Raw genomic sequence first — 24,321 nt, 5'->3', positions numbered from 1 at the left:
GAGAAAGGGGAATGAACATGATGCTTACACGCCTCTTCACCCCACTCTGTTTCACCATCATGATGTTGGTCGGCTGCATACAACCATCTACCTCACCATCCATACAATCTGATGACGAAACGGCAATCATCAAAAGTGCAGTGACCTATCTCAACAATATGGATTGGCTACCTACCGATGAAAACGGGCGACAGGCTATGATTCAATCCATCACAGTCGATAATCGTTATGACTTATTTAATTCACGTTTTGAAGGAACACGTGCCTGGCTCGTCACATTTCCGTCTGATTCACAGCGTACGGTCGAGATTCCACAAGTACTCGTTGAACCGAAATCGAACGAAGTGATTGGCCATCTTTTAAGCGAATAACAGTTCGAACCCCCAACTACTTGTAATGCCGAACATACCGCGAGTCAATCCAACGCTTCATATAATATGGAATCCGACCATGCCATGTAAACCGTCCATATGTCAGCAAGGCGTTACCTGGTGTCGTCAGTAAGATATTCATCGATTGACGTCTTCGAAATGGTCGCCTTGTTTCCTTAAGTAACCGTTTGCCGACATAGCGCCCTGATCTAACCGCATCGACGCCACCATTTAAGCAGGATGCCATATCGCCTGTTACATATATATTTGTGAATTGACGATGACGCAAAAATTCGTCTGTCTCTATAAATCTCTCAGGTTTTGCAAGCCCTGATTCGGCCCACCATTCCACGGGAACGACCCCCGTCGCATCCAATAAGAGCCCTTCCGATGCGTCTGCATGAAACGCCTGTTTGACGACCATGACCCCTGTTCTGACTAACAACCGCTCGGTGTGCTTTCTAGTATGGACCGAGACGTCTGGTAATATCTCTTTCGCATACAGCGTCACATTCTTTGTACGAGCACACGTGAACGCCAATTCTACGCCGGCCTTCCCGCCTCCGACGATGGTCACTCGTGAACTCGATTCGATTCGGTCGAGTAAAGCTTGTGACATCGGTTTAAGTGGCGTGCCGATCCCCCTACTTTTCGCACCGGTCGCTAGAACGAGTTGATCGTATTCAAACATTCCGTTCTCCGTCTGAACCGTCTGCTGAATCGGGTCAATCGAGAGCACCCGCTTTGCGACCGGTTCTAGTTGAGGTGATCGGACCGAAGCTGAATCCATGAGCCCGGCAATCACTTGTGGAAACGCGCCAGTATAAATCGTCTGACAGTCTCCAATGAAGCGAACATCATACTGTTCGCAAATCTCTTCAATACGATCGAGAATTTCGAGCTGTCCGTGCCCAAGTCCGGCCAACACCAACTTCGGCTTCATCGCAAAATTCTCCGCGCTTCAATGAATCGTTGTGTGATCGTCATGACTTCAAGCAATAAAAAGATAAGCGCAATCCCGCCGACCCAGTTCGGGAAGAGAATCATCAACGTGAACAAGATGAAGCACTCTGTTCGCTCGATAATTCCCGGCTGATAGTAAAACGTCTTCTCTGAGCGCTTCGAACTGCTCGCACCGACAGCTAGGAACAGTGTCATGGCGATCACAAATGAAGCAATCAGAATGAGAAAAATAGGCATATATTCTGGATAACGAAGGGCGAGGGCAATCACGACCGACAATTCGACGAATCGGTCCAGGACGAGATCAAGCACCGTTCCAAACCCACTCGTCTTCGATTTTCGAGCCATCGTCCCATCTAATACATCGAACAAGCCAGATAGCCACAGTAAGATGACGGCAGTCCAGTGCATATCATTATAGATAAAGATACCGGTCGAAATCCCGATAATGCCTCCTAGTACTGTCACTTCGTTCGGCGTGAAATTCCATTTGAGCAATCGATTCGCTCCTCGTTCGATGACGGGTTGCACGTAACGACTTCCGTACGTATCGAGCATATTATTCCTCCTTTCGTTTAATGCGATAAATCATTCCAGTTTGGTACGATTCACGCGTCGGTAACATGACGGATCGCCCATCTTCGAACTGATATTCTCCGAAACATTGACCGAATCGATAAATTTTCTTCATCAACTGAACCGATATACCAGTCGTCTCGGATACTTCCACTTCAGACAGCGGTCGCAGTTCTCCATCGAGCATGACAAAGTCACCGAATCCAGGGGCGGTATCGTATAAATCCGCTATCGTACCTGTACGCGTGACCTTGCCCCCTTCAATCAGCGTCACCTGGTCTGCCATGAGCATCGCTTCTTCCCGATCATGAGTGACCAATACCGCCGTCAGGTTGAGTTCTTTCACTAAATCCCGGATAAAACGTTGCAAGTCGAGCTTGAGTTTCGGATCAAGGTTCGTAAAGGGTTCATCTAACAACAGTAGTTCTGGTTCAGCCGCTAAAGCTCGGGCAAGACTGACCCGTTGCTGTTCGCCACCAGACAGTTCGTGTATCTCGGCATCATATCGATCACCGAGTTGAACGACTCGTAACCAATGCTCCGCCTGCTTACGAGAACGTTCTCGGGTCACGAGCGTGACATTCTCTCCGACTGTCAAATGCGGGAACAATAATGCCGTTTGCGATAGCATCGTCACGCGCCGTTTATGCGCAGGGATAGGGATTAAAGAACGGTGATTCCATTTCACGTCGCCGCTGTCAGTCGACTCAAGACCTGCGATGATTCGTAGAATCGTCGATTTCCCTGAACCACTCACACCGACGATTGCGTGGATGTTATGAGGTTTAACCTCGAAGTCGACCCCATTTAGTATTTGTTTCGTCCCAAATTGTTTCCATAGATTTTGTACATTCAAACTCATTGAAGACGTCCTTTCAGCATGCGCACCATATACCGATCCCATCCTGAGAGCAGGAAATAGAGGAGAACGGGGAATAGGATGAGCATCCATGTGTTCGAGAGAGCGAGACCACGATTGTTTCCCGCATAAGATTGATACAGTTCTGTCGTCACGGTCGGAATCAATCCTGCACCAATCAACTGGATCAGCGCGAATTGACTGAGCAAAATGACGGTCGTGAACAACGCGATGGTCCGCATCAATCTAGAAAAGAGCGGATACAACACGTAGATGACTCGCCGTCTCGATGGCAGAATCCGAGCTTGTTCCAAAAGTGGTCGACCGATGACCGCCATTCCGTTGTAGGCGAGGCGGATTGAGTATGGAATCGTCACGACGAGCAGGGCAAGGGTGACGCCGACATACGTCCCAATCAGACCAGCTTCCGCCAAGATCAGATAGAGGCCAAACAATGTGGCCAGCATCGGAATGAACAATGGTAAAAAGACGAGCCACTCGATGACATGTTTCCATTTGGAATCTGTCCACAGTAGCCACCACGCACACATCATTGCGAGCCACACATTGATCCCAGATAAAATCACAATCAATCCTATCGTATGAACGATTGCCAAGCTGTTCTCGATTTCGATTGTCGGGACTACGAAAAAGAGGCTGATAAACGGGATGAACGTCAAACAGATGAGAAGCCCCTGTCGAATCATCGTCTCACCCCACGTTCAATTCGTCGTCGTATAGATGCGGTCAATACGTAAGATAGGAATACACCGAATCCAACAAGACAGGTCCACATGAGGGCGACCGCATAAGGCTCTGTCGCCTCTAAATAGAGTCCAGTCGACAGTCGTTCATATGCGAGGACACCGATGAGTTTCGGGTATGTCACGCCGAGCAATGCCGGAACCTCGTATGCGAACGAGATAAAGGCGACTAGAATCCATGCCGAATCGAGTAATGGTTTCATCAAAAACGGCAACTCCCCATGTTTGAACTGGTCAAACGGAGAGAGTTGGAGCGTCTTCGCCATTTCGACGTAACCCCGATTCAATTGCTCATATGTCCCGAGCATCATTAAAAAGACGAACGGTGTCTCCTTCCATATGTAGGTCAGGATGACCGTGACATAGTCTCGTTCGTTCGCCTCAATCCATCCGATGCCGTTCGTCCCACTGAACAATAGCCAAAACAGATATGCAGCAGCGATGTGAGGAACAAACATCGGAAGTCGGAGTACAGATGATAGGAAACGCCAATCTTTTTTGACGACCGTTCTTGCAAGCCATGTCCCGATCACAAGCGATAACATGGTCGACACGCTAACGACATATAGCGTCGTGACGAAACTATCGCGCCACGTCTCATCTGTCAGAAGCGAGCCCCAATCCGTTCCCGTTGCCTCTATGCCGAGAAAGACGAGGGCAGCGAGCGGGAGAAGGGACACCATGATCGTCACCGCGACACTACTTCGCAACACGCGGCCACTCCTCGCGGACGATGTCAATCACATTCGGTCCATAATCCGGAATCGAACGTTCGAGCAACTGCTCCGAGTCCGGGTACGTGACACCCTCCCCTAGTTCTTCAAACGCGCGTTGGTCATTCACGTCAAGCTTCGTTAAGTCGAGTGATGTTCCGTCTCCCCAATAGTCTGGTCCTTGTTTGACGAGCTGTGCTTCAGGAGACAACAGTTCTTGGAGAAGAACGAGCGCCCCATCTGGATTCGGGGCATTGAACGGGACTGCTAAGAAGTGTGTCGAGGCAATGGAGTGATCGAGAACGAGCGCGCGTGTCTCTTTCGGGAAGATTCCTTCCGTCACTTCCGCCTCGGCTCGGCGTTCGTTGAATCCCATCGTCATCCAAACTTCTCCTGATGCATAGAGTTGATCGAGTTGTTCGAGCGTCTTTGGATACGTTTGTCCGTCTTTCCACAAATTCGGAGACCACGCTTTCAAGTCGTCCCAGAACGAATCCTCAATGGTCGCTTTTTGGTCCAACTCGTCACCATATCGTTCATATAATAGATGGCGGACGAAGGCATTCCCCGTGAAATCTGTGACTTCAGGATACGTGAAACGACCTGGATTGTCTTCAGTCCAGCGACGTAGTTCCTCAAACGATTGAGGAGGATTGTCCACTTTCGCTGCATCGTAATGCAAGATGAATTGTACATTCCCCCATGCGAGCTCCAAGTCCTCTGTCGGGGTGCCGGCATCTGATTGTTGGGCCGTTTCGTTTAATAACTCGGCGTTCGGGACACGCTCCATCAATCCGTCTCGAAGAAGACCTGCCTCTTTCGCATTTCGGAAATTGTCGCCATTGATCCAGACGGCATCGATCGTCCCGACTTGTCTGTCCGCTTTCTTATCGAGTGATAATTGTCGAATGAACTCGGCCGTATCCATCGCGACACGGTTCAATTCGATGTTGTAAGATTCCTCGAGGCGAGGTGCCACGTAGTCATCGATATAGCTGTTAATGCCCTCGTCCCCGCCCCACATATATAGGTTGACGGTCGACCCTTCTGCCGTCGTCGCTGCTTTTTCAAACGAGTCCGAAAACTCAACTGCCTGTTCATTCCCACACGCTGCTACGAATGTGAGCATGACGATTGCGAGCAGTACTCTCCATTTCCTCATCTTAATCCCCCTTTTTACTTTTTCTCAAATCCCCTTTTTGCGAGCATTTCGAACATGGTTGGGCAGATTGCGTACACATTCGCTCCTACATTCATCCACCACGGCGCACTGATTTCACGTTTTCCCTTACGACTTCCTCTGACAATCGCATCGGCCAACCGTTTCGGGTCAAGCATGATCCTTTGAACACTTTCAGCATATGTACCACTCTTATCAGCTCGATCAAAGAACGGTGTCGCAATCGGTCCAGGATTGACCGTCATGACGTGAATGCCACGGGGCTTCAACTCTAGCCTGAGTGCGTTCGAGAACTGTAGAAGCGCCGCCTTCGACCCTGCGTAGACGGCTGACTTCGGTGTCGGTACTTTTGCCGCCTGTGAACAGATGTTGACGATGATACCCTCTCGCTCCAGCACGCGGGCGACATCTCGCGATAACAGCATCGGCGCGACCGCGTTCACACGCATCGTTTCCTCCATCACTTCCGTCGACTGATCGGTCACCAAATCAAATTCGGCCATGCCTGCATTGTTGACCCATACGTCAAATTTCCCGAATCGCTCGGTCACATCGTGAACGAGAGTAGTTGACTTCGCGACATCCACGCTCATCCAATCCCCTTCACATGTTGCGGCAATCTTTTTTAATCGTTCTTCATTTCTTCCGATCAACAATACGTTGTATCCATGTTCATAAAAAGAATGCGCCAATGCGGCACCGAGCCCGCTTGACGCACCAGTAATGACTACCCGTTTCACGACATCACTTCTTTCTTCGTATAAATCCATTTTTGGTCATCTCGACGTCTCTCGATATCGCCACGTTCCTCGAGTAAACTGAGTCGTGCAAACACTTCACTGAAGACGAGCGGCATCCCACGTCGCATCTTTCTTCCATATAACTTCATCGACCAATCAAAAACGCTAAGTCCATCTTCCCATTCGGCAAGCAATTGTTCACTGCGCTCATACCGTTGGCGAATCCGACTCTCGATTAAATCATTCGGATGGTGAATCGGTTCACCGTGTCCACTGACGACGAGCTTTAAATCAATCCCACGTAATTTTTTAAGCGAATCGATATAGAGGATGACGGGTGAGGCGAACCCTTCGTCATCGTATGGTTGTTCGATGAGGGGGTTTGGTTCGACCTTGTCGATGAGGTGGTCTCCGGCAATCAAGACTCCTCCGGGACCAATCAAGCCGAGCTGGTCACTCGCATGTCCAGGCAGATGGATTGTCTGCCACGCCCCATCCGACGTCAAATCTTGCCCGTCATCGAACGTCATCGTGACAGTCGTCGGTCCAATCCAGCGAAGTGCTTCGCGATAGTCTGGTAATTTTTCCACAAGTGGAGCCGGTGCCCCGAACGAGACGGCCAATTCATGCAAAAAGTGGTTGCCCCGCTTCAAAAAGTTTGGGGTTTGCTCTAAGTAGCGAACGAGCTTTTCATGTCCGTATACAGGAATGGATGCGTCGCGAAGACGCCATGCTTGTCCGGCATGATCCGCATGATGATGCGTCAAGAATAAAAAGTCGATATCCGCCAATGAAAGTTCAAGTTCTTCAAGTTGACGGTTCAACGAGATCCACGCCTCTTCCGTGTCTGGTCCACAATCGACCATGAAGAAGCGGTTCATATGTTCAACGATATATACGTTCACGTTCCCGACTTCGAACGGTGTCGGAATATCGAGTCTTGCCAATTGGCTTGAAATCCAGTCTGCCACGTCATCACCACCCCTTCTTCCTGTCTTTCTCCATTATACCCGTCTGAAAGATGCGTTTTCAATCAAACAAAAAAGAGGGAGATGTCTCTCCCTCATGAATGATTCGTATTATAGGTTGATGACCGTTACTTTATCACGTGTCATCGTCTCGAGGCTACGTCCGATTCCTTGAACACCGAGTCCTGATTGTTTCACACCGATGAATGGGAAGTGGTCTGGTCCGCGTTCTGTTCGTCCGTTCACTTGAACCGTTCCGACTTCTAACTTGTCAGCGACTGTGAAGGCGCTATTGACGTTTTGTGTGAAGACGCTCGCCTGAAGACCGAACTCCGATTCATTCGTGAGTGCGATCATCTCGTCGAGTGATTTTACACGGATGACCGGGAGGACCGGTCCAAACGGTTCTTCCCATGCGACACGCATATCTGTCGTCACGTGATCAAGCAATGTCGGGTGAAGCAAGTTTCCTTCACGCTTATTGCCGTAAACGACCGTTGCTTTTTTAGTGACGGCGTCGTCAATCAATCCTTGTACGTAATCCGTCGTCTTCGCATCAACTAAAGGAACGATGAAGCTGTTCTCTTCCGGTGAACCGACTGAAAGTTTCGCGACACGTTCTTTCAACATATCGACGAGCTCATCCGCTTGATCTTCAAGGACGAAGACACGCTTGATTGCTGTACAACGTTGACCTGAATATGAGAACGCTCCGCTGACAATTTGGTCAGCTGCTAACGTCAAGTCTGCATCCTCTAAGACGAGGGCCGGGTCTTTTCCACCGAGTTCGAGTACGACCGGCACCATTGACGCTTGTTGTGACAAGTGTTGACCCGTACCCGTTCCACCTGTGAACGTGATCATGTCGATCCCTGGGTGTGAAGTCAAGTAGTCACCGATGACCGAACCGCGACCTGTCACGAGGTTCAAGAGGCCTTTTGGAAGACCTGCATCATGAAGGGCCTCGACCATCTTGATCCCGCTGATCGAACCTTGCGTCGCTGGTTTGAAAACGACCGCATTTCCTGTGACGAGCGCCGGCGCAATTTTAGCAGCTGCCAAGTTTACCGGGTAGTTAAATGGTGAAATCGCGAGGACGACACCAAGCGCTTCTTTCTTGATGATGGCCATCTTGTTTTTCGAGCCACCTGGGAATGAATCGCCTTGCATGAAGCCGCCATTGAAGCGAATTCCTTCTTCTGCCGTATAACGAATGATTTCCGCAGTCCGTACGACTTCCTTCTTCGCGTCGTTCAAGTTTTTCCCGACTTCTTGCATGATGATTTGACCAATCTCATCCACGCGTTCTTCGAGTTTTTCTGCCCATGCGTACAATAATTCAGCGCGCTTGTTGACCGGAAGCGCCGCCCATTCTTGTTGTGCACGTTTTGCGCCATGGATGGCTTCATCGACTTCATCGCGTGACATCGCTTGAACGCGACCTACGACTTCGTCTTTATATGGTGAAACGAGTTCAATCGTTTCGTTGCTTGAAGATTCCTGCCATTGACCATTCAATAAATATGGATATGTGTTCATACTCATCATCTCTATCTGCCTCCTGAGTAAGCTGTAATATCTCGTTGCCAACCCCATTGTATGCAGATTTTTTTCCATTGGACAACTATAACGATTCAGTTTATGAGATGTAAACGGTTACTATGAAACTTTTTGTGAATTCTGATGAGAGTTGACACTATTTTTACTGTAGATTTATCAATCGGATACCGATAGTAAAGATGAGAGTACGTGAAATAGGAGGGACTACCATTGAGCACTGATCATAATATTTTACTTGAAGCAGGAACGAACGAACTTGAAATCGTCATTTTCCAAGCTGGACCGTTCTTGTTCGGCATCAATGTCATGAAAGTACGTGAAATTATCACGATGCTTCCATTGACGCCACTCCCAGGTACACCGGAAGCCATCATGGGGTTAATCGAGTTGCGCGGTGAGGTCATGACCGTGATCGACCTTCCGATGGTCATCAGCCATCCTCGTGAAGTCGGAAGTGATGATCGTTTGATTGTCTGCGAGTTCAACGGTGAGAAGTCGGTTCTTCGTGTCGACCAGGTGACCGAGATCAAACGCATCTCTTGGGAGCAGATTGACACGCCGTCCGATCTCGCACGTGGCGTTCAAGGCATCACGAACGGTGTCGTCAAAACAGGTGACCAGATGATCATCTTGCTCGACTACGAGCGAATCGCGCTCGAATTGTCACGTAAAGACATCATGGCTCGCGAATCTGTGAAGCGACTCGGTGCTCGTGAGCGCTCGAACAAGAATATTTGGATTGCTGAAGATTCAGAGATGCTCCGCACACTGATTCTCGACACGTTGGATGACGCGGGATACTTCAATACAACAGTCTTCAATAATGGGAAAGAGGCACTCGATGCGTTTGAACAAGAAGGCGTCGAATGCGACCTCCTCATCACCGATATTGAGATGCCACAGATGGATGGACTTCATTTGACGAAGCGACTCCGTGAGATGGACCGCTATGCAACGCTTCCAATCATCATCTTCTCGTCACTCATCTCGGATGACTTGAAACATAAAGGGGAAGCCGTCGGTGCGAACGCTCAAATCACGAAACCGGAAATCGGAATGTTGATTGCGACGCTTGATGAATTTGTAGGATAATAAAAAAGTTTGCGACTTCTCGGTCGCAAACTTTTTTATGTGAGTTGTTCGAAATGCGTATTCCACTCGCTTAAAAATCGCTTACTATGCGATTCGATGGTTGCCAACGTTTCATTCGCTCCGTCTAGATGTGCGTTTTCTCCAGCCACTTCGAGGTCGTGGAAAAGAAGGGCCGTCTGTTCTAGACCAACTGAATAGGAGGCCCCTTTTAATAAATGGGCGAGTTGCTCGACACGAGAATAGTCTTTCGCCTCGACTGCCGATTGCAGTTCAGGATACTTCGCCTCGAACTGCTGGATATATGTGGTTGCAATTTTATTTAAAAAATCCATGTTTCCGTTTGCGATTTGGTGGAGCTCTGCTAGTTTTTCTTCATTGAACAGAGCGTCTTCGGGCATTCTAGTCAATATAACCCCTCCTCAATAAACGATATTCCAATCGTTCCCTCTCACTGTAACACGTTTTCGAGAGAAAACAAAAAATCTCCTGCTTTGGATTGCACTCTTCATTTTGGCTACCTATAATAAGATTGAGTTAAGGTAGGAGGAAGATGCATGCTGACGATTTACCGTACTGACGCATCAGGCCATGTGGATGAAATCGAAGACTTTGATAAAGGAAGCTGGATTCAACTCGTGAATCCGACAAAAGATGAGGCCGATCAAGTCATCGAGGCGTCCGGCATTCCAGAAGACTTTGTATATGACCCACTTGATATTGAAGAGAAACCACGTTTTGAAAAAGATGATGAAGGACTTCTCATGATCATCGACGTTCCGTATGTGGAGGAAGATGATACAGGTCGCACGTATAATACCATCCCGCTCGGTATCATCGTGACCGGACGACATTTCATCACCGTCTGCTCGCGAGATCTCGACGTGTTGAATTTGTTCGCTAACGGAAAGGCAAGACTATTCCGAACGAACTATCGAAGTCGCTTCGTCTTTCAGATTTTACATCGGGTGAGTATGACGTATTTGCGTTTCTTGCGCCAAATCGACCGAAGAATGGACGAACTCGAGCAAGAGTTGCAGCGTTCGATGCGAAACCAAGAGATTTTCCAGTTGATGAACCTTCAAAAATCTCTCGTCTACTTCATGACCTCTTTAAAAGCGAACGATAGCGTCTTAGACCGCATCGTCAAGACACCGAGTTTGGAGAAACATGAAGAGGACGAAGAATTACTCGAAGACGTTTTTGTCGAACACCGTCAAGCTATGGAAATGGCATCGATTTACAACGACATCATCAGCATCAAGATGGAGGCGTTCGGATCCATCATTTCAAACAACGTCAACTTCGTCATGAAATTCTTGGCATCCATCACGATTGTCCTCAGTATCCCGACAATGATATCTGGGATTTTCGGGATGAACGTTCAAGTTCCATGGGAAGGACAACCATTCGGATTTATCATGGCCATCACGATGATGATTGGATTTTCCGGTCTCGCCTTTTATATTCTTTGGCGAAAGCGATATTTTTAGCGACCAAGAGCCTGACGCATATTGCGTCAGGCTCTCTTCATGTGATTTTGACCGTGACGAGACACAGATCGTCTTCAATCTCAATCTTTGGCACAAGCTGTTCAGCGACGTGACGACTATAGTCCAAACCGTATGTGACAACGTCCTTCTCTAGCCAGCGAATCCCATCATCGATATCTTTGCTGTAACACTCCATGAGTCCATCTGTATACATGTGAAGCATCATATTCGGCGTGATGTCAATCTCTTTCGACTCATAATTCGGTTCCTCGAACATGCCGACTGGTACCCCTGTCGTCTCGAGACGACAGTTTCCTTCTTCTGACGTCACGATCACAGGGGGATGGCCTGCATTCACATATTCAATTCGACGCTTTGTCGTGTCGATGTAACAATAGACCGCCGTGAAATAGCTATGCATATCGTCACCCGAGAAGAGGAATGTCATCTGACGGTTCAACTCCGTCATGACGTCTACCGGATATTGCACGTTCCCGACAAGGCCCGGTAGGATGGAACGGATTCCCATCGTGATGAGCGCCGATGAGACCCCATGTCCCATGACGTCAAAGATGATGACCCCGTATCGGTCCGGTGCGACCTGAAACCACGCGTACATGTCTCCGGCTAGTTTTTTAGAAGGTAGATAGAGCGCTCGAACATCAATCTCTTCATTACTGATTGGTGGCGTAAGCGCGCTTTGTTGAATCTTCTGGGCGAGGTCTAAATCATACTGAAGACGGGCCTCATAAATTTTCCGTTCATCAACAGCCGCCTTATAACGGAGAGCAGAACGGATTCTTGCAAGTAATTCTGTTATTTTGATCGGTTTGGTCGTGTAATCTGACGCCTCCGCGTCGAGCCCCTCCGCAATCTGCTTCTCTTCCGTTCGTCCGGAAACCATGATGACCGGCAACTCTTCAAAGTCAGCCATCTGTCGAATCCGCTTGCACGTCTCGATTCCTGAAATTCCAGGCATTTCGACATCCAACAGGACGAGATCATACAGCGATGCAGCTTGTGGGGCCATCAGTAAGTCGAGCGCTTCTTCCCCGCTCGAGACCGATACCGTCTCATAGTCGTGCTGGTGAAGCAGTTGCTCGAGTACGAGCGTATTGACCGGTTCATCATCCACAATCAAAATCGCCATGACTATCCCTTCCTTCTCTACGTATTAATCTATATCGTATTGTACCATATCTTTTCATTCACACACGACATAACCGTCTGTTCATTCTAGTTGAAGAACCTGTCCATTGTTTGGCATACTGAAGAAAGAAAGTGAGGGGTTCATATGGCCTGGATATTTGCCGTCAGCGGTTTAATCATCTTACTCGTCCTCATCGCATCCATCGTCGTCATCCAAAAAGGATACGCCTATAAAGACAATAAAGATGACATCGTCCTCGACTATGACGAAATCAATCGTCGCATTGAAGACGACAAGAAAAGAGAAAAGACTGATAAGACAGAAGGGCCGCTCTAATGCGCGACCCTTTTTTATTTGAATTCAAATCGGAGTGTACCCTTCTCTAAATACAATGAGGCATTGAACGTCTTGTCTCCTTTTTTAAACGTATGGACGTTCGATTGCCCCCCATTGATCATTTGCTTCAACTCATCTTTGACGAGTCCGACGCCGAGCACCTGTTTGGATACGGTGAAGCGACATCCTTCATGATATCCACTACAGCCGATGAACTTCGGATGTTCGACGAGCCCTTTTCCACAATTCGGACAGATACCAAATGATGCCTTCGGTCGAGTCGTTCCTTTTTTTCCATAACGCTTCGCTTCAATCGTATAGCCCTCAGGATTAGCCGCTTCTATTCGCGATTTCGCTTCTTCAACCAAATGAACGGACATCTTCTTCGCTTGTTCAATGAATTCAGCAGCGGAGGCCGATGCTTGACCGATTTCATGGAGACGTTTCTCCCATTTCGCCGTCATGACGGGCGAGGCCAAAATACTGTCCCCGAGCACATCGATCAGCAGGCGCCCTTTGTCTGTAGGAACGAGCTCTTTTTTCTGAAGTTGGACATAGCCTCGCTTCTTTAATCCATCGATGATGTTGGCACGTGTCGCCTCGGTCCCGAGTCCCTCTACTTCTTTCATAATATGAATCAGCTCTTCGTCATCGAGTTGTTTCCCGGCGACTTTCATGGCCATAATGAGCGCGCCCTCCGTATATCGCTTCGGTGGCTCTGTCTGTTTCGACAACACTTCAACTTTCTTCTCTTTTAATTCTTCACCGACCGTCAGCGCGGGAAGCTCGACATCTTTTGATTTCATCTCCACGACTTGTCGATAGCCAGGACTCACAACGACGGTTCCTTTTGCGCGATACAAGTCACCTCCATCAATCAGATCGACCGTTGTCTTCTCGAGCATCGCTGCGGGTGCAAAGGCCGCAAGGAAACGTCGATTGATCAAATCATATAGCTTCGCCTCATCCCCACCGAGTCGAGTGACGTCACCACACGCCTCCGTCGGGATGATCGCGTAGTGGTCACTGACTTTCTTAGCATTGACATAGCGTCGATTTTTCGACGGGTCCTCAGTCAACAGGTCACGAAATCCTGCATAGGCGTCGGACTTTAGCAGTCTTGCCTTTGTCTGTGGAAATAGCGTCGCCTCATCGGGTGTGACAAATCCCGAATCGGTCCGAGGGTAACTGATCCACCCTTTCGTATATAACTTTTGAGCGATATCAAGCGTCTTTTTCGCCCCGAATCCGAATCGTTTCCCCGCCTCTGCCTGAAGTCCGGATAGACTGAACCAAAATGGGGGTTGCTCGATTTTTTCTTCCTTGTCGATTGTCTTCACAATCGCGGTTCCAGATGCACGTTTGACAACCACATCGGCTTCCTCACGCGTTTTGAGCTTCGTTGTCTTTCCAAACGTATACTTTGCTTTGAACGTGCCTCGACCTTTTGCAAGTGTCGCCTCGACTTCAAAGTATGGTTCTCGTACGAATTGTTTAATTTCTCGTTCGCGATTGACGATTAAGGCAAGCGTCGGGGTTTGCACACGACCGAGCGAGAAGACGTCTTCAATCCCAATCGTCTTCAACAATGTCGTATAGGCACGTGAGGCGTTCATCCCGACGAGCCAGTCCGCACAGGCGCGACTCATCGCCTCATGGTAGTATGGAATCGTCTGTTCACCTGGCAACAGTTGCGAGAATCCTCGATCGACTGCTTGCTCCGTCAGACTCGAAATCCATAGTCGAGCAAGCGGTTTTTTGTTACCTGCGAGTCGGAGGATTAGACGAACGATCGCTTCTCCTTCCCGTTCAGCATCCGATGCGATGATGACATCGGTAATCGAGCGGTCATGGAGCCATTTTTTGATGGCATAGAACGGTTTCGACTTCCCTTTTGAAATACGATAATCAAATCGTTCTGGGACGATCGGAAGTGCCTCGTACTTCCACGACTTCCATTCCGGACGATAGTGCGACGGTTCTTGAAGTTCACAAAGGTGACCGACGGCCCATACGACAATCGCCCCTTCCGGGAAACGGGGACAAGGTGAGATTTCAATCTCGTCTTTTCGCTTTTTAGATGGATAGGGAGCAGCCAACTTTTGAGCTTGTGATGGCTTTTCCGCAATGATTAGTCTCATAAGAACTCCTTACTTTGCCTCCTACATAATGGCAAGACGTACATGATTGGCTAGCTTCTACTATGTATTTTACTATATCAAGTCGAGGATGGACACATCGTGAGGGGAGCATTTGTTTGCTCTTTTTGAATCATGTCTTGCCTCGTGGCTGTTTTCCGATATCATTAACAGAGAAGTACAACTGTGAAGGAGTGTCGCCATGTCTTATCTTATCTTATTCGCCGCTGTCTTTTTCTTATCGACGAGTGTCCTCTTCGTCAAATGGACGTCAGCATCTGCCGAGACTGCCGCATTTTACCGAATGCTTTTCACGTGTCTCATGTTGCTACCGTTTGTCGATTTCAAATCACTGATCACCACGCGCCTTATGACACGTTATGCTCTACTCCTTAGCGGAACGTTACTGGCGTTTCACTTTTGGCTGTGGTTCTTGTCACTCGATTACACGACGGTCGCCAGCTCCACACTATTTGTCACATCGAGTCCAATTTTTGTGTTGATCGGGAATGCACTCATCTTTAAAAAGAATCCGACTCGAAAGGGACTGGCCTTCGCGCTCGTTGCTGTCCTCGGGGGCATGCTCGTCGCCGCGGGGGATATTCAACTCGGCCGTGAAGCCCTCTTCGGAGACCTACTCGCCTTGATTGCCGCCCTATTGATTGCAGGATATTGGCTCGTCGGACAGCATGTACGAGCCTCGATGAACACGAATACATACTCTTTTAGCGTATATCTCGTTGCGACGGTCGTGCTTTGCTTCATGTTGCTCGTTCGTGGCACGACGTTCACTGCCTTTGAATCCATCAACTGGTGGTACTTCCTTGCGCTCGCTTTCTTCCCGACAATCCTCGGGCACAACCTGTTCAACTATGCGCTTGCCCGTGTCAGTGCGACCGTCGTCAGTATCACGATTCTTGGAGAAGCATTGTGGGGAATGCTGTTTGGATACGCCTTCTTCGGAGAGCGACTTGGACCGTTCCAATGGGTCGGTGCCATCGTCCTCCTCGGCGGGATATACTTGTTCCTAAAAGAAGACGCCCGCTCGACAAGAGCGGACGTTTGATTATAAGTTTGTCGCTTTCGGATTTACATCATGTGCTTCTTTATCTTCTTCTGAAGGACGGAACAATAATTTACGGTCCCAGAATGCTAGGGCGACTGCCGTCAAAAATGTCATCGCATCAGCGATTGGGAATGCCAACCAGACGCCGAACACCCCGAGGAACGATGGGAGAATGAAGACGAGCGGTATCGTGTAAAGCGTCTGACGTGACAGGGACAAGAACATGGCGACTCGCGCTTTCCCGAGGGACTGATAGATTCCATTGACGAGCATCTGCACACTCGGAAGGAAAGAAACAGCGAACAGAATGTGAATCGCCGTCACACCTCCAGCAATGAGCGCCTCATCCGTCGAGAACCAGCCCATGAGCGTTTGCGGGAAAAGCTGTAGAATCAACCAAATGATGACAGCAATCGCAATCCCGGCACGCATCGCCGTCCAAATGGTTTCACGCATTCGGTCGAATCGCTCTGCGCCGTAGTTATATCCTACGATTGGTTGCATCCCTTGGACGATTCCCATGATCGGCATACCGACGAGCGCCATGAACTTGTTGATAATGGCGAAAATGGCCAATTCTTCGGTCCCGCCGTACGTACCGAGCATCACGTTGACACCAACGAATAAAATGGATTGGGACACCATCATGATGAACGAAGACGAACCGATTGCCATGATTTCTTTCATCTCATCGAATCGAATCCGGAACTGACGCCACTTGAAGCGCAGTTCCGTTTTTGGTTTTCGGGCGAAGAAGAATCGCAGCATCAATACGGAACCGATGACTTGGGCGAGTGCCGTCGAAGACGCTGCCCCATACATACCCCAGTCGAACGTAAAGATGAAGAGTGGGGTCGTCACGAGGTTGACGAGGACGGTCGTCAGCATGACCTTCATTTGATAAGGTGCCTGCCCTTCAGCACGAACCATCGCACTCGAAGCGAGTGTGAACATGAAGAATGGTGAACTGATTAATACAACTGATAAGTACTGTCGGCTGAGATCCATGATCTCGGTCGTCGCACCGAACACTTTTAAAATGTCATCTAACATAAAGAAAGCGGAACTGACCGCAAGTGCCGCAAACAGACCGACGAGGACAAGTACGTTCAAGAATGTAACGGCTGCACCGGCATCATCACCGCGTCCGAGCTTCCTCGAACTGATGGACGCCCCACCCAGTCCCACGGCACTCGACACAGCCATTAAAATCATCTGAATCGGGAACGCGATCCCGATGGCCGCGACTGCCGACGCACCAATCCCCCGGGCGACAAAAATCGTATCAATGATATTATAGAGCGCCGTCACGAGCATCCCAATCATCGCCGGAAGCGATAACTTGAAAAGGAGTCTGCCGATGGGCTCAGTCCGTAATTGCTCCGTATTTTGGTTCATTCTTCCATCCCTCCGTCTCTACTTCTTAGGGTAGCAGGATTGGACGGAACGGGCGACTATGTTGGCTCGGTGGATTTGTCAAACGAGCGCACGAGCACGCACGCCTTTTCGCTTACGCATAATGTAATCGGTCGCGACCGGCCGATCCACTTTGACACGAATCGTCATCATCGCTTGGTTAGCAGACTCGAGGAGGTGACCGTCCACATCTTCCATCGTTTCAATGACTTGTGAGAAACGAACAAATCCGGGTCCGAAAAATTCAACCTCTTCACCGATTGAAAAGTGATTCCGCTGCTCGAGCGTTGCCATACCCGTCACGGGGTCATAAGAGATGACACGAGCGGCAAACGCAAATTGCGGAATCGAACGAGGTTTCCCGAACAATTGCTCTTTCTCAGTCGGGATCCCGTAATAGAACCCGGTCGCGAGTTCACGTTGGGCCGCTTTCCAAATTTCCTCTTCCCATGCCGGGTCGAAGACGAAATGCTCTGGGTCTTCACAGTACGCATCAATCACTTGACGATAGACGTTACACACGGTCGCGACGTAATGAATCGATTTCATTCGTCCTTCAATCTTCAGACTATCCACTCCCGCCTCCACCAAGTCAGGAATGTGGCGGACCATCGATAAATCGACTGAACTCATCGAGAACGGCTCTTCGTCACGTGATTCCATCTCTTCTGTCAGAAGATCTCCCTCTTCAAAGAAACCATATTTCCAGCGGCATGATTGGGCACATCCCCCACGGTTGGCATCCCGTAATGTCATGTGATTCGATAACGTGCATCGACCGGAATAGGAGATACACATCGCCCCATGGACGAACGTCTCAATTTCGACATCGACTTCCTGTTTCATTTTGACGATTTCATCCATCGATACCTCACGTGCCAAGACGATCCGTTCGAGCCCTTCTTCCTTCCAGAAACGAAGGGTCTCATAGTTTGTCGCCGAAGCTTGGGTCGACAAATGGACGGGCAACCCTTCCGCTTCCGTGAGACACGTTTCAATCATCGCTGGATCCGAGACGATGACCGCGTCGATCCCGATATCTCGAAGTGTTCGGAAAAAGTCACCTGCCCCCTCGATATCGCCTTCATGCGTCACCATGTTCGCAGCGACGTATACTTTCGCACCGTTTGCATGTGCGAAGGCTACCCCTTCACGCATCTCGTCATAACTGAAATTACCGGCACGTGAACGTAACCCGAATTGCTGTCCGCCGATATAGACCGCATCGGCACCATAATGGATGGCCATCTTTAATTTCTCTAAGTTTCCTGCTGGCGCTAATAATTCTGGACGTCGTTTCATCTTGATCCCTCACTTAATCTCTTCTGGCTTGCGTAACCATAATCCCGTACCGAGACGGAACGCTTCCGGTTGTAGCTCATGAAGACGTTGTTCCATCTCCATGCGATCAAATCGACCGTTCAACAAATTCGTCCGGGCATAAGTAAACAACTGAACGATTTCAACAAACTGGGCCCCGGCGTGCCATCCATCTAGCTTCCACGTGTGAAGTCCATTTTTGACTAACGTCGGAAGTTGTCCCATGAGCGTCAAATCCTCAGAGAATATATGGGTACCGTTCTCGTCCTCGTAGATGGGATAACGACTCGTCGTATCTGCCGGTTCGCTCATATAAAATTCGCGTTGTTTTACTTCTTCAATCGGTCTTCCGAGTTCGTTAAAGTAATTCGTCACGAGTGGGCGTTTGGAATGATGGATGCACGTCGGACCATATACTTGTACTTCTACAGGAAGTCCGATTTGTTGTTGGATCAAGACGAGTTCTTCGATGGTCACTTCGCGCGCGACGACCGCTCCAATCGCTTCGCGTCTCCCCCAAAATTGAATTTGTTTGGCGGACGTGACGAGCGTTTGGGCATCATACCAATACGGAATCTTTGCCTGTCGGATCAAGCGAATGGCACCAGGGTCTCCAGCGGTGACATCATCGACTCCAATCGTTTTCAGCGTTTGCAAATAATCCGTCAACTCTTCAATGTGGTCATTGTGCATCAAATTGTTGACGGCTACTGTCACTTCTTTCCCATACCGATGGGCAAGTTGTGTGACTTCCCTCACAGCATCGATTGTCCAGTCACCTTTTTGTCTCAACCCAAACCTTGAATTTCCGATATACAGTCGGTCCGCACCGGCTTTGATTAACGCTTCTGCCTGATCGACGCTTTGCGCCGTAGTGACGAGCTGAATCATCATATTTATTCTACTCCCTACTTTGTGAGTCTAATCACATTTTCTTGCTATACTTTAGCATATGTTTCAATGTGCGAACGGAGCAGGATTTTAACAACTCGTGAAGAATTCAGTAACAATGTATGACTTTTCATCAAAGGAGTGGATCATGTTGTCAAAGACAGCTTTAATCACCGGCGCCTCGATGGGCATCGGTCTAGACTTGGCCGTACTCGCCGCTCGCGACGGCTACGACTGTATTTTAGTATCTCGGAACGAACCACGATTGCATGAACTAAAAAAAGTACTTGAGACACGTTATCGCATCAACGTCCATGTCTTTGCACTAGATTTAGCAAAACATGACGCAGCAGTCCGATTGACGACGATGATCGCCGAAGCTGGCCTCACTGTCGACTTTTTAATCAACAATGCCGGGTTCGGCACGTCCGGCGCATTCGCCGACCTCGATGCCGAGACGGAGGCCGACGAGGTCCGATTGAATGTCAATACGTTAACCGAACTGACGAAAGCCTATTTGCCTGGCATGCTCGAACGTGACCACGGATATGTGTTGAACGTTGCATCCGTCGCTGCCTTCCAACCTGGTCCATACATGGCCGTCTATTATGCGACGAAAGCCTATGTCCTTTCATTCACTGAAGCGATTCATGCCGAAGTGAAAGGTAGCGGTGTGCATGTGAGTGTATTATGCCCTGGCCCGACGGATACAAATTTCTTTAATCGTGCCGGGAGTGAATTGTCATTCTCGAAAATGCCTTCTCATCTCGTCGCCTTCTTTGGATACAAAGGGGTGATGAATAACAAGCGTGTGATCATCCCTGGACTCTCGAATCAGCTGTTGGTCGGGTTCGCCAAATTGATGCCGAGAGCTCTCAGTTTAGAAGTATTGCGCCGCGTCCAGAAACCGGCTGATGGAACACCTGCTGAATCGACCACATGAAAAGGAGCGACCGCATCGGGTCGCTCCTTTTATGGTTCAGAGTGTAAGCGAGAGACGTTTACAAGCCGATATAGAAACACACCTGCCGGAATCATGGTCATCAGCGCCGTGGCGATGACGACTCCCCACGCCATGACGGCATCGAGCGTCAGGTCTCCCGACGTGAGCTGGTCCATGATACTCAGTTGTTCTACTGAAAGCACAATCATAAGTGCTGGCCACACGCTCGCAGCAAGGATGCTGATCATGGCAAAACGGGCTCTCGTGTAACGTTTTGCCAATAGAATCAGGTTTAACAAGATAAACAATAATCCTACGAGTAAAAACATACCGACTTCAGTGAGATTGATATATGCACCCATCCGTCGTTCACCTCACTCAAAATGATTTGACTATTGTATATTTACCCGAGTTGACGAAGGAATATGCGCTCGAATAGCGGACGGATTAAAATGAGGAAGACGACGTTCGATAACCCATGTGCCAAGTCAAACGGGACGCTGAGTAGAAGTAGTTTCCAAAAGTCAGCTCCAATCACTTCTATGAACGCCAGATTTGTCGTCCATCCATATAAAAATCCAGAGAAAAAACCGAGCGTAAGGAAAAGGATGCTCGACTTCATCCATATCGTTCGAAAACTGCTGACGAGCGTCACGACAATGAGCCACCCTAAAAATTGATAGAAGACGAATGGTCCGATCCCGAGCAACAGACCCGACAAGATGGGTACGAAGAGTGCCAGCACCGCTGCAGCATTCAACCCAATACATAATGCGGTCAGCATCAAAATGGCTGTCGTCGGCTGTACGTTTGGAATCGTCATAAAGAGCCAACGCCCGATGACTGCGAGTGCCAAGAGCTGCACGAGCGGTTGAATCGGGAGGTCGGATTTCTCAAATCGATACAGGACCAGGATGGCAATCAGAATGGCGAGGACGTATGTGACCATAGCGTACTCCGTTCTTGGAAGATTGAGCGTTCACCTTGAAAGACCACGCGACCACTTGCAAGGTAAATCACGTCCGTCGCTTGGTCGACTAACGCCAAATCATGGGTCGCACAAAGCACGCGTGCTGATTCTGATTTTTTCAAGACCGCTTCAAGGAACGCCGTTCGCTCCCCATTCGTTAAATCCACCGTCGGTTCATCGAGCAAAAGGACGCTTGCCGGGTCGTTCAAGACGGCTTGTAGTTGAGCGATCCTCCGATTCGATTCTTTCGGAAACGGACCGTATTCCGTTTCGGCAGGAAGATAGGCAGCTCGCTCCCCCCGCTTCACCCGTCCACGAAGAGGGCGTCTGCTTCTTGCTAAAAGTTCGAGCAACGTCGATTTTCCACTTCCATTCGTCCCGATACAGACGGTGAGACCCGGTTCAGTCATTTGGACGGTCGCTTCTTCAATGGCATAAGTCGCCTGAAGCGGGTGTCGATAGGATACATCGGTCGCATCAATCCTCGGTATCGTCTCCGATTGTCGGAAAGTGATTTGTATGTCTTCAGACGACTCTTGCGCCCGTTCCGTATAACCGATTGGAACACCGAGATCGGTTATACGACGGAATAGCATCTCTAGATGTTCTCGACGAAATTGATCGAGGTGGCGAAACGGTTCGATGAGCACAAGTGATTCAGGTTGATTTAACAGTGCATGAGCGACTTGGACGATTTGTTGTTCTCCGCTTGAACAGGCGTCAAACGCTTTTGGATATAGTGCATCGATTTGTAAGAGTGAGGCAAGTTCCGCTCCCCGAAGCGGGTCAACACCAGATAATAAATGACCAACTTTTCCTGAGAATGGTTGATTCATTCTGATGACTTGAGGACGATACCGCTCGATATATGCCTCGAACGAACCGTCAACGGTAGAAAGCCATTGCATCACGAACACCTCCCTTTGTGATGTATGGATAGATGAGCCATGGAATGATGGTCCATTCGATTGATACATAACCAATCAAGCCAATCGCAAGGAGTTGCAGAACATCCTCGACTCGGAAGCGACGCATCGGCTCGACTGCAAATCTTGGCTCATGCCTTTGGCTCTCAATGCCATTCTCGATCGCTTCTTGCCAGGCTCCTTTCGGGTGACTTCTGAGCGACTGACGTACCGCCCGTTCCATCGAAGGAATAAGTGCCCACGCCCCGTACAAGAGGGAAGTTGAACGGGGCCATTTGGAGAGGAGTGGCAGCAATCGTTCCAATCGAACAATCCGAGAAATCCACAGCATGCCAAGTAAAAAAGTAGCCAGCCTCAACAGTTGACGCCATATGTAAGAGAGCGATAACTCCCACCCGAACAATGCAGGGAAGACCGAGACGACAGCAAACGCAATCAAAACGATGAGCATCGTCCACGGAAACCGACGTTCAAGCATGAGCAATAGGACAAGACCGATGACCAATACCGTGACATCTTGGATATACGTCAGGATGAATAGATGGCTGAATAGAAAGAAAAGGAGCGTGACAGGATGTCGCCGCTCCCAATCTGCCTCATTCGAAGAAAGCAATCGCATCTTCTTCAAACCGCCACTGAATGACGTCCGTCGATTCTACTTCTTTAGCACCGGCCCCTTCATCTCCGGGCGCACCGTTAAAAGCAAATACCCAGCCTGACGATTGTCCTTCTGATTTTTCTTCGATGCCTTCTATTGCCGTCACGTACGACATGTCTCCGCTTCCTGTCACTTCGAGGTCAAGCCCTGTCGCTTTCAATGCGTCGAGCACGGTCGCATCCTCTTCCAAACAGACGCTCTTCTCTTGATAGAGCGTCTCTTCCGTCGCCGCATTGTATACGGAAATGGTCGGACTTACATCGCACGCCTCTTGTTGGACTTCTTCTCCGCCACATCCGACAAGAAGTGCGGTCGCTAATAGGGAAATACTCAAATACGGTTTGATCATTCTGTCAAATCCTCTCGTTGGTGTATCGAATAATTATATAGTATCGCAAAACGTTCGCCTGAACTTCGTCCTTCCCGTGTCAGTCCGACGAGTTGGATGCTGTTTGCGAGGACTGGTTCGCGCTGGAGCCAGAACTTGACCAGTTCATTGTCCCGATTGATCATGAGCATCGATTCGTTTTCGAACGTGTACATATCATACAGCCCATCATAGGAAAGTTGTAACACTGGGGCAGAAACGACGTCAGTATACTCATCCCATGAAGGACTTCGTAACGTCGACAGCATGTGGTCGAATTCGACAAGCTTTTCAAAAAAGGCCTGTCCAGATTCTTTACGCAGTTCATCGACTTGCTCATACGAAAGTTGTCCTGAGCCATATGTCACACGAATCTGTTGGAAGGATTCGGCTCGCTCCACCATGAGTAAATACTCAATGGATTGAACGTTCCCTTCCCGGTCGATCTGTAATTTCCCACGATCTAATTTGATCGATTCACTATTGATTCGTTGTAACAATTTTTCGGTCATGTCATCAAACGATTCATCCGTGACCGAAACGGCGCCGATTTGTTGCGACTCGGAACGAAAGCCGGACTGGTCGAACAACGGGACAAAAAGCAAGACGAGAAAAAAGAAGAATCCTAACAGTGCCCCGTACCATTTATACCGGCTGTTCTGTTTCGGAAAGAACAAAAATGACAACAGAAAGCCAATCGGAATGTGAAACCCGCCGATAGGAAATGACACGATTCCAAGTAGGGAATAAAATAAGAACTTTGGAAAGAAGTTCGCTTCCGGCTCTTTCAATTGATTTAATCGAATCCCTAATAGAACGCTAATCACTAAAAAGGCTGCCCATACATAGAGTTGAATGGTCACA

27 protein-coding genes are annotated in these 24,321 nt (G+C 48.9%); 6 read left to right on the top strand and 21 right to left on the bottom strand.

What is annotated here, in order from left to right; translation table 11 throughout:
* The first annotated feature begins 17 nt into the window (after positions 1 to 17).
* Complete coding sequence (locus KD909_RS06395) at positions 18 to 371, top strand: hypothetical protein (RefSeq protein ID WP_211782709.1); 354 nt, start codon at positions 18 to 20, stop codon at positions 369 to 371.
* Between the two features lie 16 nt (positions 372 to 387).
* On the opposite strand, the gene KD909_RS06390 is transcribed toward KD909_RS06395, so the two are convergent.
* The 9 genes from KD909_RS06390 to KD909_RS06350 form a co-directional block, all read right to left on the bottom strand.
* Positions 388 to 1,314, bottom strand: coding sequence for an NAD(P)/FAD-dependent oxidoreductase (locus KD909_RS06390; RefSeq protein WP_211782708.1), 927 nt, complete (start codon positions 1,312 to 1,314; stop codon positions 388 to 390).
* A complete protein-coding gene (locus KD909_RS06385) occupies positions 1,311 to 1,892 on the bottom strand; it encodes a CDP-alcohol phosphatidyltransferase family protein (RefSeq protein WP_012726514.1) in 582 nt (193 codons plus the stop codon). Before KD909_RS06385 ends, KD909_RS06390 begins: the two co-directional genes overlap by 4 nt.
* Position 1,893: 1 nt before the next feature.
* Positions 1,894 to 2,772, bottom strand: coding sequence for an ABC transporter ATP-binding protein (locus KD909_RS06380; RefSeq protein ID WP_012726515.1), 879 nt, complete (start codon positions 2,770 to 2,772; stop codon positions 1,894 to 1,896).
* Positions 2,769 to 3,476 carry an ABC transporter permease subunit gene (locus tag KD909_RS06375; RefSeq protein WP_211782707.1) on the bottom strand — a complete coding sequence of 236 codons (708 nt, stop codon included), beginning with the start codon at positions 3,474 to 3,476 and terminating at the stop codon, positions 2,769 to 2,771. Before KD909_RS06375 ends, KD909_RS06380 begins: the two co-directional genes overlap by 4 nt.
* Positions 3,473 to 4,246, bottom strand: coding sequence for an ABC transporter permease subunit (locus KD909_RS06370; RefSeq protein ID WP_012726517.1), 774 nt, complete (start codon positions 4,244 to 4,246; stop codon positions 3,473 to 3,475). Before KD909_RS06370 ends, KD909_RS06375 begins: the two co-directional genes overlap by 4 nt.
* The gene (locus KD909_RS06365; protein ID WP_211782706.1) at positions 4,233 to 5,408 is read right to left on the bottom strand and encodes an ABC transporter substrate-binding protein; all 1,176 of its coding nucleotides are present in this window, start codon (positions 5,406 to 5,408) and stop codon (positions 4,233 to 4,235) included. The genes KD909_RS06370 and KD909_RS06365 overlap by 14 nt, the downstream gene beginning before the upstream one ends.
* Before the next feature lie 14 nt (positions 5,409 to 5,422).
* Positions 5,423 to 6,166, bottom strand: a complete 744-nt coding sequence (locus tag KD909_RS06360; protein ID WP_211782705.1) for an SDR family NAD(P)-dependent oxidoreductase — start codon at positions 6,164 to 6,166, stop codon at positions 5,423 to 5,425.
* Positions 6,163 to 7,137 carry an MBL fold metallo-hydrolase gene (locus tag KD909_RS06355; protein WP_211782704.1) on the bottom strand — a complete coding sequence of 325 codons (975 nt, stop codon included), beginning with the start codon at positions 7,135 to 7,137 and terminating at the stop codon, positions 6,163 to 6,165. The genes KD909_RS06360 and KD909_RS06355 overlap by 4 nt, the downstream gene beginning before the upstream one ends.
* A 108-nt stretch (positions 7,138 to 7,245) precedes the next feature.
* On the bottom strand, positions 7,246 to 8,682 hold the full coding sequence (locus KD909_RS06350) for an NADP-dependent glyceraldehyde-3-phosphate dehydrogenase (protein ID WP_211782703.1): 1,437 nt from the start codon (positions 8,680 to 8,682) through the stop codon (positions 7,246 to 7,248).
* 222 nt (positions 8,683 to 8,904) lie between these two features.
* Between KD909_RS06350 and KD909_RS06345 the strand changes: the two genes are divergently transcribed.
* A complete protein-coding gene (locus KD909_RS06345; RefSeq protein WP_012726522.1) occupies positions 8,905 to 9,786 on the top strand; it encodes a chemotaxis protein CheV in 882 nt (293 codons plus the stop codon).
* A gap of 35 nt (positions 9,787 to 9,821) precedes the next feature.
* Here KD909_RS06345 and KD909_RS06340 read toward each other — a convergent pair whose 3' ends face one another.
* Positions 9,822 to 10,184: an Hpt domain-containing protein gene (locus KD909_RS06340; protein ID WP_230235389.1), complete on the bottom strand. Its 363-nt coding sequence runs from the start codon at positions 10,182 to 10,184 to the stop codon at positions 9,822 to 9,824.
* 156 nt (positions 10,185 to 10,340) lie between these two features.
* Between KD909_RS06340 and KD909_RS06335 the strand changes: the two genes are divergently transcribed.
* Positions 10,341 to 11,276, top strand: a complete 936-nt coding sequence (locus KD909_RS06335) for a magnesium transporter CorA family protein (protein WP_012726524.1) — start codon at positions 10,341 to 10,343, stop codon at positions 11,274 to 11,276.
* A gap of 37 nt (positions 11,277 to 11,313) precedes the next feature.
* Here the strand turns inward: KD909_RS06335 and KD909_RS06330 are convergent, their stop codons facing one another.
* Positions 11,314 to 12,426 (bottom strand): PP2C family protein-serine/threonine phosphatase, encoded by a 1,113-nt coding sequence (locus tag KD909_RS06330; protein ID WP_012726525.1) that lies wholly within the window; start codon positions 12,424 to 12,426, stop codon positions 11,314 to 11,316.
* 144 nt (positions 12,427 to 12,570) lie between these two features.
* Here KD909_RS06330 and ytzI point away from each other — a divergent pair, with 144 nt between their 5' ends.
* Entirely contained in the window at positions 12,571 to 12,762 is a 192-nt protein-coding gene (gene ytzI, locus KD909_RS06325) for a YtzI protein (protein ID WP_031423397.1), read from the top strand.
* A 14-nt stretch (positions 12,763 to 12,776) separates the two neighbouring features.
* On the opposite strand, the gene KD909_RS06320 is transcribed toward ytzI, so the two are convergent.
* Entirely contained in the window at positions 12,777 to 14,903 is a 2,127-nt protein-coding gene (locus tag KD909_RS06320) for a DNA topoisomerase III (protein ID WP_211782701.1), read from the bottom strand.
* A gap of 199 nt (positions 14,904 to 15,102) precedes the next feature.
* On the opposite strand from KD909_RS06320, the gene KD909_RS06315 reads away from it, so the two are divergent.
* A complete protein-coding gene (locus KD909_RS06315; protein WP_211782700.1) occupies positions 15,103 to 15,966 on the top strand; it encodes a DMT family transporter in 864 nt (287 codons plus the stop codon).
* Here KD909_RS06315 and KD909_RS06310 read toward each other — a convergent pair whose 3' ends face one another.
* The 3 genes from KD909_RS06310 to KD909_RS06300 all read right to left on the bottom strand — a co-directional run bounded on the left by KD909_RS06310 (position 15,967) and on the right by KD909_RS06300 (position 19,596).
* The gene (locus KD909_RS06310) at positions 15,967 to 17,364 is read right to left on the bottom strand and encodes an MATE family efflux transporter (RefSeq protein ID WP_012726529.1); all 1,398 of its coding nucleotides are present in this window, start codon (positions 17,362 to 17,364) and stop codon (positions 15,967 to 15,969) included.
* A gap of 78 nt (positions 17,365 to 17,442) precedes the next feature.
* On the bottom strand, positions 17,443 to 18,684 hold the full coding sequence (locus KD909_RS06305; RefSeq protein WP_211782699.1) for a peptidase U32 family protein: 1,242 nt from the start codon (positions 18,682 to 18,684) through the stop codon (positions 17,443 to 17,445).
* 9 nt (positions 18,685 to 18,693) lie between these two features.
* Positions 18,694 to 19,596, bottom strand: coding sequence for a peptidase U32 family protein (locus KD909_RS06300; RefSeq protein WP_211782698.1), 903 nt, complete (start codon positions 19,594 to 19,596; stop codon positions 18,694 to 18,696).
* 145 nt (positions 19,597 to 19,741) lie between these two features.
* Here KD909_RS06300 and KD909_RS06295 point away from each other — a divergent pair, with 145 nt between their 5' ends.
* On the top strand, positions 19,742 to 20,536 hold the full coding sequence (locus KD909_RS06295) for an SDR family NAD(P)-dependent oxidoreductase (RefSeq protein ID WP_211782697.1): 795 nt from the start codon (positions 19,742 to 19,744) through the stop codon (positions 20,534 to 20,536).
* Positions 20,537 to 20,565: 29 nt separating this feature from the next.
* Here the strand turns inward: KD909_RS06295 and KD909_RS06290 are convergent, their stop codons facing one another.
* Genes KD909_RS06290 through KD909_RS06265 form a run of 6 tightly spaced genes read right to left on the bottom strand, consistent with a single transcriptional unit; the run spans position 20,566 to position 24,320 of the window.
* Positions 20,566 to 20,898, bottom strand: coding sequence for a hypothetical protein (locus KD909_RS06290; RefSeq protein ID WP_047795211.1), 333 nt, complete (start codon positions 20,896 to 20,898; stop codon positions 20,566 to 20,568).
* Positions 20,899 to 20,939: 41 nt separating this feature from the next.
* On the bottom strand, positions 20,940 to 21,485 hold the full coding sequence (locus KD909_RS06285) for a hypothetical protein (protein ID WP_211782696.1): 546 nt from the start codon (positions 21,483 to 21,485) through the stop codon (positions 20,940 to 20,942).
* Positions 21,458 to 22,414, bottom strand: a complete 957-nt coding sequence (locus tag KD909_RS06280; RefSeq protein ID WP_211782695.1) for an ATP-binding cassette domain-containing protein — start codon at positions 22,412 to 22,414, stop codon at positions 21,458 to 21,460. Before KD909_RS06280 ends, KD909_RS06285 begins: the two co-directional genes overlap by 28 nt.
* A complete protein-coding gene (locus tag KD909_RS06275) occupies positions 22,392 to 23,051 on the bottom strand; it encodes a hypothetical protein (RefSeq protein WP_211782694.1) in 660 nt (219 codons plus the stop codon). Before KD909_RS06275 ends, KD909_RS06280 begins: the two co-directional genes overlap by 23 nt.
* Positions 23,029 to 23,439 (bottom strand): DUF4430 domain-containing protein, encoded by a 411-nt coding sequence (locus tag KD909_RS06270; protein WP_047795207.1) that lies wholly within the window; start codon positions 23,437 to 23,439, stop codon positions 23,029 to 23,031. Before KD909_RS06270 ends, KD909_RS06275 begins: the two co-directional genes overlap by 23 nt.
* Positions 23,436 to 24,320 carry a hypothetical protein gene (locus KD909_RS06265; RefSeq protein WP_211782693.1) on the bottom strand — a complete coding sequence of 295 codons (885 nt, stop codon included), beginning with the start codon at positions 24,318 to 24,320 and terminating at the stop codon, positions 23,436 to 23,438. Before KD909_RS06265 ends, KD909_RS06270 begins: the two co-directional genes overlap by 4 nt.
* Position 24,321: the final 1 nt, after the last annotated feature.

The sequence above is a fragment of the Exiguobacterium sp. PFWT01 genome (assembly GCF_018255795.1).
In the GTDB taxonomy this organism is placed as follows: domain Bacteria; phylum Bacillota; class Bacilli; order Exiguobacteriales; family Exiguobacteriaceae; genus Exiguobacterium.
Note: the sequence above shows the minus strand (reverse complement) of the source record. Positions and strands in the feature narration are given on the sequence as shown.

What these genes read in the sequence shown, in the direction of transcription:
- KD909_RS06395 (WP_211782709.1), top strand. Translation starts at nt 18, where the DNA reads ATGATGCTTACACGCCTCTTCACCCCACTCTGTTTCACCATCATGATG.
- KD909_RS06390 (WP_211782708.1), bottom strand. Translation starts at nt 1,314, where the DNA reads ATGAAGCCGAAGTTGGTGTTGGCCGGACTTGGGCACGGACAGCTCGAA.
- KD909_RS06385 (WP_012726514.1), bottom strand. Translation starts at nt 1,892, where the DNA reads ATGCTCGATACGTACGGAAGTCGTTACGTGCAACCCGTCATCGAACGA.
- KD909_RS06380 (WP_012726515.1), bottom strand. Translation starts at nt 2,772, where the DNA reads ATGAGTTTGAATGTACAAAATCTATGGAAACAATTTGGGACGAAACAA.
- KD909_RS06375 (WP_211782707.1), bottom strand. Translation starts at nt 3,476, where the DNA reads ATGATTCGACAGGGGCTTCTCATCTGTTTGACGTTCATCCCGTTTATC.
- KD909_RS06365 (WP_211782706.1), bottom strand. Translation starts at nt 5,408, where the DNA reads ATGAGGAAATGGAGAGTACTGCTCGCAATCGTCATGCTCACATTCGTA.
- KD909_RS06350 (WP_211782703.1), bottom strand. Translation starts at nt 8,682, where the DNA reads ATGATGAGTATGAACACATATCCATATTTATTGAATGGTCAATGGCAG.
- KD909_RS06340 (WP_230235389.1), bottom strand. Translation starts at nt 10,184, where the DNA reads ATGCCCGAAGACGCTCTGTTCAATGAAGAAAAACTAGCAGAGCTCCAC.
- KD909_RS06335 (WP_012726524.1), top strand. Translation starts at nt 10,341, where the DNA reads ATGCTGACGATTTACCGTACTGACGCATCAGGCCATGTGGATGAAATC.
- KD909_RS06330 (WP_012726525.1), bottom strand. Translation starts at nt 12,426, where the DNA reads ATGGCGATTTTGATTGTGGATGATGAACCGGTCAATACGCTCGTACTC.
- ytzI (WP_031423397.1), top strand. Translation starts at nt 12,571, where the DNA reads ATGGCCTGGATATTTGCCGTCAGCGGTTTAATCATCTTACTCGTCCTC.
- KD909_RS06320 (WP_211782701.1), bottom strand. Translation starts at nt 14,903, where the DNA reads ATGAGACTAATCATTGCGGAAAAGCCATCACAAGCTCAAAAGTTGGCT.
- KD909_RS06315 (WP_211782700.1), top strand. Translation starts at nt 15,103, where the DNA reads ATGTCTTATCTTATCTTATTCGCCGCTGTCTTTTTCTTATCGACGAGT.
- KD909_RS06310 (WP_012726529.1), bottom strand. Translation starts at nt 17,364, where the DNA reads ATGAACCAAAATACGGAGCAATTACGGACTGAGCCCATCGGCAGACTC.
- KD909_RS06305 (WP_211782699.1), bottom strand. Translation starts at nt 18,684, where the DNA reads ATGAAACGACGTCCAGAATTATTAGCGCCAGCAGGAAACTTAGAGAAA.
- KD909_RS06300 (WP_211782698.1), bottom strand. Translation starts at nt 19,596, where the DNA reads ATGATGATTCAGCTCGTCACTACGGCGCAAAGCGTCGATCAGGCAGAA.
- KD909_RS06295 (WP_211782697.1), top strand. Translation starts at nt 19,742, where the DNA reads ATGTTGTCAAAGACAGCTTTAATCACCGGCGCCTCGATGGGCATCGGT.
- KD909_RS06290 (WP_047795211.1), bottom strand. Translation starts at nt 20,898, where the DNA reads ATGGGTGCATATATCAATCTCACTGAAGTCGGTATGTTTTTACTCGTA.
- KD909_RS06285 (WP_211782696.1), bottom strand. Translation starts at nt 21,485, where the DNA reads ATGGTCACATACGTCCTCGCCATTCTGATTGCCATCCTGGTCCTGTAT.
- KD909_RS06280 (WP_211782695.1), bottom strand. Translation starts at nt 22,414, where the DNA reads ATGCAATGGCTTTCTACCGTTGACGGTTCGTTCGAGGCATATATCGAG.
- KD909_RS06275 (WP_211782694.1), bottom strand. Translation starts at nt 23,051, where the DNA reads ATGCGATTGCTTTCTTCGAATGAGGCAGATTGGGAGCGGCGACATCCT.
- KD909_RS06270 (WP_047795207.1), bottom strand. Translation starts at nt 23,439, where the DNA reads ATGATCAAACCGTATTTGAGTATTTCCCTATTAGCGACCGCACTTCTT.